A 6,406-nucleotide genomic window follows, 5' to 3' on the forward strand; every position below is an offset into this window, starting at 1 on the left:
CTACAATGAAATCACATCTGCTCAGCGCCTTGCTGCTGGCGCTGCTGGCTTCGGCCGGCGTACAGGCACAGCCAAAAACCTCCGGCGTCGACATCGCCGACATCGATCCGGCGGTGCGGCCGCAGGACAACTTCTTCCTCAACCTGAACGGCAAGTGGCTGGCCAAGACCGAGATCCCGGCCGACAAGTCGAGCTGGGGTTCGTTCGAGAAACTGGACGACGACACCAAGCCGCAGCTGCGCGCCCTCATCGAAGGCGCGGCCGCCAACCAGGCCGGCGGCCCGGAAGCGCAGCGCATCGGCGATTTCTTCGCCAGCTATATGGACGAGGCCAGGCTGGAGCAAGTGCGCCTGGCGCCGCTGAAGGCCGACTTCGACCGCGTGGCCGCGCTCAGCGACAAGAAGCAGATTCCGGCGCTGATCGCCCACTTCAACCGCTACGGCTACACCGCGCCCTACGGCTTCGCCATCCACCAGGACAACAAGGATTCGACCAAGTACGTGGCCGACCTGATGCAGGACGGCCTGAGCCTGCCGGACCGCGACTATTACCTGAAAAAATCGGACAAGAAACTGGCCGAAACGCTGGCCAAGTACCAGCAGCACGTGGCGAAGATGCTGACCCTGGCCGGCAACGCCAACGGCGCGGCCGACGCCAAGGCCATCGTGGCGCTGGAAACCGAGATCGCCAGGCTGCAATGGACCAAGGTGCAGCTGCGCGATCCGGTCAAGGCCTACAACAAGGTGCCGCTGAACCAGCTGTCCAAGCTGGCGCCGGGCTATGACTGGACCACCTGGCTGAACGATACCGGCATCGGCGGCAAGGTCGATTACGTGATCGTCAGTCAGCCGAGCTTCATCACCGGCTTCAACAAGCTGCTGAACAAGACGCCGCTGTCGACCTGGAAGGTCTACTTCCAGTGGCAGGTGCTGCACGCCAACGCGCCCTACCTGGCCAAGGATTTCGCGCTGGAGAACTTCGCCTTCTACGGCAAGGTGTTGAGCGGCATCGACGAGCAGCAGCCGCGCTGGAAACGCGGCGTCAACGCCACCGACGGCGCGCTGGGCGAGGCGCTGGGCAAGCTGTATGTCGAGCAGCACTTCCCGGCCGAGCGCAAGGCGCGCATGGAAGCGCTGGTGAAGAACCTGCTGGCGGCCTTCAAGGAAAGCATCAACACGCTGGACTGGATGAGTCCGGAAACCAAGCTGCAGGCGCAGGCCAAGCTGGCCAAGTTCACCACCAAGATCGGCTATCCGAACAAGTGGCGCGACTACTCGAAACTGACGGTGGCCAAGGATGACCTGGTCGGCAATGTGCTGCGCTCGCACGCCTTCGATTACCAGAAGGAAGTCGACAAGCTCGGCAAGCCGATCGACCGCGACGAGTGGGGCATGACGCCGCAGACGGTGAACGCCTACTACAACCCCGAGCTCAACGAGATCGTGTTCCCGGCCGTGATCCTGCAGCCGCCGTTCTTCGATGCGGACGCCGACGACGCCGTCAACTACGGCGCCATCGGCGCGGTGATCGGCCACGAGATCAGCCACGGCTTCGACGACCAGGGCGCGCAGTACGACGGCGACGGCAACCTGCGCGACTGGTGGACCAAGGCCGACCACAAGAACTTCGCGGCCAAGACGCAGATGCTGGTCAAGCAGTACAACGCCTACAGTCCGGTCAAGGGTTACTTCGTCAACGGCGAGCTGACCTTGGGCGAGAACATCGCCGACAACAGCGGCGCGGCGATCGCCTACAAGGCCTACCTGATTTCGCTGCAGGGCAAGCCGGCGCCGGTGATCGACGGCCTCAGCGGCGAGCAGCGCTTCTACATGGGCTTCGGCCAGGTGTGGCGCAGCAAGATCCGTGACGCCCAGCAAATCGTCTATCTGAAATCCGATCCGCACTCGCCGGATCAGTTCCGCGCCAACGGCACGGTGCGCAACCAGCCGGGCTTCTACGAAGCCTTTGGCGTCAAGCCGGGGGACAAGATGTACCTGGCGCCGAAAGACCGCGTCATCATGTGGTGATGTGATATAAAAGCAGTTCGGCCCATGTGAGCAATGGGCCTTCACTTAATATAGTAGAAGGATAACTCGTGAAACGTCATCTCGTAAGTGCATTGATGCTGAGCCTGATCGCAGGCCTGGCAGGCGCCGCGGACACTGCCAAAAGCACCGCTCCGGCCAGCGCCAAGGAAGTCAAGAAACCCGTCTCCGGCATCGCCACCGAGTACATCGATCCGTCGGTGCGGGTGCAGGACAATCTGTTCACCCACATGAACGGCAAGTGGCTGGCGACGACCGAAATCCCGGCCGACAAATCGAGCTGGGGCAGCTTCGCCAAACTGAATGACGATATCCAGCCGCAACTGCGCGCGATCATCGAAGGCGCCGCCAGCAACAAGGCCGGCGGTCCGGAAGCGCAGCGCATCGGCGACTTCTACGCCAGCTTCATGGACGAAGCCCGGCTGGAGCAACTGGGCCTGACGCCGCTGAACGCGGAACTGGCCAAGATCGCCGCGCTGAACGACAAGAAACAGCTGCCGCAACTGATCTCGCACTTCAACCAGATCGGCGTGACCGCGCCTTACGGCTACGGCATCCACCAGGACAACAAGGATTCGACCAAGTACGTGGCCGACATCTCGCAGGACGGCCTGGGCCTGCCGGACCGCGATTACTACCTGAAAGCGGACGACAAGAAACTGGCCGACATCCTGGCCAAGTACGAACTGCACGTGGCGAAAATCCTGACGCTGGCGGGCGATGCCCACGGCGCGGAAACCGCCCACGCCATCGTCGCGTTTGAAACCGAACTGGCCAAGCTGCAATGGACCAAGGTCGAACTGCGCGATCCGATCAAGGCCTACAACAAGGTCGACATCGCCAAGCTGAACGACGTGGCGCCAGGTTACGACTGGAACGCCTACCTGACCGACGCCGGCGTCGCCGGCAAGGTCAGCTACGTGATCGTCAGCCAGCCAAGCTACCTGAAAGGCATGACCGCGCTGCTGGACAGCACGCCGCTGGACACGTTGAAGGCCTACTTCCAATGGCAGCTGCTGCGCACCAACGCGGCTTACCTGAACAAAGCCTTCGTCGATGAGAACTTCGCCTTCTACGGCACCGTGCTGAGCGGCGTGACCGAGCAGCGTCCACGCTGGAAGCGCGGCGTGTCCGTGACCCAGAACGCACTGGGGGAAGCCATCGGCAAACTGTACGTGGCGGAATACTTCCCGGCCGACCGCAAGGCGCGCATGGAAGAGATGGTGAAGAACCTGCTGGCCACCTACAAGACCAGCATCGACAAGCTGGACTGGATGACGCCGGCCACCAAGAAGCAGGCGCAAGCCAAGCTGGCCAAGTTCACCTACAAGATCGGCTACCCGAACAAATGGCGCGACTACTCGGCGCTGACCACCAGCAAGGATGACCTGGTCGGCAACGTGCTGCGTTCGCGCCAGTTCGACTACAACAAGGAACTGAACAAGCTGGGCAAACCGATCGACCGCGACGAATGGGGCATGACGCCGCAAACCGTCAACGCCTACTACAACCCGGAGATGAACGAAATCGTGTTCCCGGCAGCGATCCTGCAGGCGCCGTTCTTTAATTTCGACGCGGATGACGCGGTCAACTACGGCGCTGTCGGCGGCGTGATCGGCCACGAAATCAGCCACGGCTTCGACGACCAGGGCGCCCAGTACGACGGCGACGGCAATCTGCGCGACTGGTGGACCGCCGCCGACCACAAGGCGTTCGCGGCCAAGACCAAGATGCTGGTCGAGCAGTACAACGAGTTCAGCCCGCTGCCTGGCTACCACGTCAACGGCGAACTGACCCTGGGCGAGAACATTGCCGACAACAGCGGCGTGGCGATCGCCTACAAGGCCTACAAGCTGTCGCTGCACGGCAAGAAGGCGCCGGTGATCGACGGCCTGACCGGCGACCAGCGCTTCTACATGGGCTTCGCGCAAGTGTGGCGCCTGAAGATGCGTGAAGCGGCGCAGATCCAGCAGATCAAGACCGACCCGCACTCGCCAGGCCAGTTCCGCGCCAACGGCCCGATGCGCAACCAGCCGGGCTTCTACGACGCCTTCGGCGTCAAGCCAGGCGACAAGATGTACCTGGCGCCCAAAGACCGCGTGATCATGTGGTAATGCGGTGACATCGCAATGAAAGCAAAGGCCGCAGCGATGCGGCCTTTTTTCATCCGGGGTCAGTTCTGCCAATCGCACACGGGCTCAACTACAGCGTAGTTGAGCCCGTGTGCGATTGGCAGAACTGACCCCGGTTATACTAGCGGCTTGTCCATTCAAGAAGCCAGCCATCATGCGTTTGCGTTACGTCGCATCTTCCCTTGTCCTGCCGCTGCTGTTGAGCGCCTGCGGCGATTCCTATACGCCTGTCGATCTGTACATGGCCAAGACGCCGGAGTGCAAGGCGTGGCAGGAGGGTTCGCGCTTCGAGCTGCCGCGCGGCATCAGCGTGTCGACCACGCCGCCGGTGACGCTGCCCGATGGCGGCGCCGAGTTCACCTTCGTCTACCTGGTGCCGCGCGGCGAGCGTGCGCTGTTCCAGACCCGCGACTACAACGTCACCCAGCCGAAAGGCCCGGTGATCGCCAACGCCAAACTGGTGACCTTCTACCAGCGCACCACCAACTCGCCGGCCGAAATCGTCGAAGCGATTCCGAAAGTGCCGGACATGCTGATCGCCGGCGCCACCGGCGAGGAAACCATCTGGCGCGTGCGCCTGCGCGTGACGGAAAAACTGCCGGAGCGTTTCGACCTGACGCCGCCGGCGTTCGAGATCGCGCTGCACAAATATCCGATGCGCACCTTCACCTACCGCTATTTCGCGGACCGCAAAGCCTACGGTCTGTGCAGCTAATAAAAAACCGGCCGCGAGGGCCGGTTTTTTATTGAAGGCAAGCGCAGCTTACTTCGGTGGCTCCGACGCAGCTGGCGCGGCAGCAGCGGAGGCGGAAGCCGCGGCGGCCGCCGGCACTTCCGGTTCCTTGAACTTGGCGCCGCCATTGTTGGCCATGTAGACCACCGCGCGCGCCACTTCGACGTCGTCGAGATCCGGGTTGCCGCCCTTGGCCGGCATCGCGCGCAGGCCTTCGATCGCGTGCTTGACGATGGTGTCATAACCCTGGGCGATACGCGCGCTCCATGCGCCGGCGTCGCCGAACTTCGGTGCGCCGGCGGCGCCGGTGCCGTGGCAGGCCACGCAGGTCACGTTGTAGACCGCTTCGCCGGTCTGCAGCACTTTCGGGCCGTTGGCGTCTTTCAGCGTGTAGCCTTCGTTGGCTACAGGCGCGATGCGCGCCGCCACTTCTTCCGGCGCCTGGCTGTTGGAACCGGCGCCGGTCAGCTTGGTGGTGGTGACGTATTGAACCAGCAGGATGATGCCGAGAATAGTGACTGCGAAGAAGCCGACGACGGCGACTACGAGCTGCTTGGGAGTGCGGATAAGAGATTCTTGTTCGTTGTGTGCGTCGCTCATGATTTCCTTAAGAGACTAAATTCAAGCCGGGTGGCGCGAAGAGTTGATCAGCAGCTGCCTTGTAAAACCTTCACCAAACGGGTGATTATAGACACAAGAATGCCGCGAAGGAAACGCAAACATGTCTAAAACGACACTGGCCCATGGACGGCTCCCGATAAAAACGGTATCCTACGGCACGCGTTAGCGCATCCCCCTGTCGCGGCTGTAGCTCAGTGGATAGAGTATTGGCCTCCGAAGCCAAGGGTCGTGGGTTCGATCCCCGCCAGCCGCACCATATATTCTCTATAAAATCAAATACTTAGCTTGTGCAATGTAGTGCGTTATTCTGCAATAAAGAGCAGTGTCACTCTGCCAAAATTGTGCCAGATTCCGTCGTTGTATTGTGCCACTGCAGCATTTATTATCTCGCTCGCTGCGAAGCGAATCGGTCTTAAAGCTTGAATTCGGCGTTTATGGCGACATCCTTGCTTAAAAATTTTTCACAGATTTTTGATTTGAGTCAAAAGTGTCTGCAATTGCTTCGTGCGGCTTAAACTATTCTTTGTAGGGATTGTTGTCCCTCATCGCCGCCAGCATCCCATCCAAATCCTTAGTTTTTTCCAAGGCGTTGTTTCGATTTACCATCGCGTTCGCGCTTTAGAATAGAAGCGAGCTTTTCTTTTGACGACCCGTCGACTTTCTTGAGAAGATTATCCACAAGCTCCAGCAGAGGCTCGGTCTGTTCGTAAGACAGTTTGGGCATATCTGTAGTCAAAATAAATTCTGCGTGTTGATTTGCACCGAAAACTGACCCACTTAGCCGCATAATTTGCATCGAAAATTGACCCACGTTTAGCACACAATCCTACTTATCTGAATGAGTAGGGGATCGGAGTGATTGACGTGGCATTACT

General features: G+C 60.4%; 4 protein-coding genes and 1 tRNA gene. 4 read left to right on the forward strand and 1 reads right to left on the reverse strand.

The window, feature by feature from the left end; translation table 11 throughout:
• Nucleotides 1-5: 5 nt before the first annotated feature.
• From GJ698_RS13565 to GJ698_RS13575, 3 genes are all read left to right on the forward strand, one after another.
• Complete coding sequence (locus tag GJ698_RS13565; RefSeq protein WP_154358143.1) at nucleotides 6-2,027, forward strand: M13 family metallopeptidase; 2,022 nt, start codon at nucleotides 6-8, stop codon at nucleotides 2,025-2,027.
• 68 nt (nucleotides 2,028-2,095) lie between these two features.
• A complete protein-coding gene (locus GJ698_RS13570; RefSeq protein ID WP_371865295.1) occupies nucleotides 2,096-4,159 on the forward strand; it encodes a M13 family metallopeptidase in 2,064 nt (687 codons plus the stop codon).
• A gap of 172 nt (nucleotides 4,160-4,331) precedes the next feature.
• Nucleotides 4,332-4,892: a hypothetical protein gene (locus GJ698_RS13575; RefSeq protein ID WP_154358144.1), complete on the forward strand. Its 561-nt coding sequence runs from the start codon at nucleotides 4,332-4,334 to the stop codon at nucleotides 4,890-4,892.
• A gap of 48 nt (nucleotides 4,893-4,940) precedes the next feature.
• On the opposite strand, the gene GJ698_RS13580 is transcribed toward GJ698_RS13575, so the two are convergent.
• The gene (locus GJ698_RS13580) at nucleotides 4,941-5,510 is read right to left on the reverse strand and encodes a c-type cytochrome (RefSeq protein ID WP_154358145.1); all 570 of its coding nucleotides are present in this window, start codon (nucleotides 5,508-5,510) and stop codon (nucleotides 4,941-4,943) included.
• Between the two features lie 201 nt (nucleotides 5,511-5,711).
• Here GJ698_RS13580 and GJ698_RS13585 point away from each other — a divergent pair.
• A tRNA-Arg gene (locus GJ698_RS13585) sits at nucleotides 5,712-5,787 on the forward strand.
• Nucleotides 5,788-6,406 lie beyond the last annotated feature (619 nt).

The organism is Duganella aquatilis, from assembly GCF_009674565.1.
Classification (GTDB): domain Bacteria; phylum Pseudomonadota; class Gammaproteobacteria; order Burkholderiales; family Burkholderiaceae_D; genus Rugamonas; species Rugamonas aquatilis.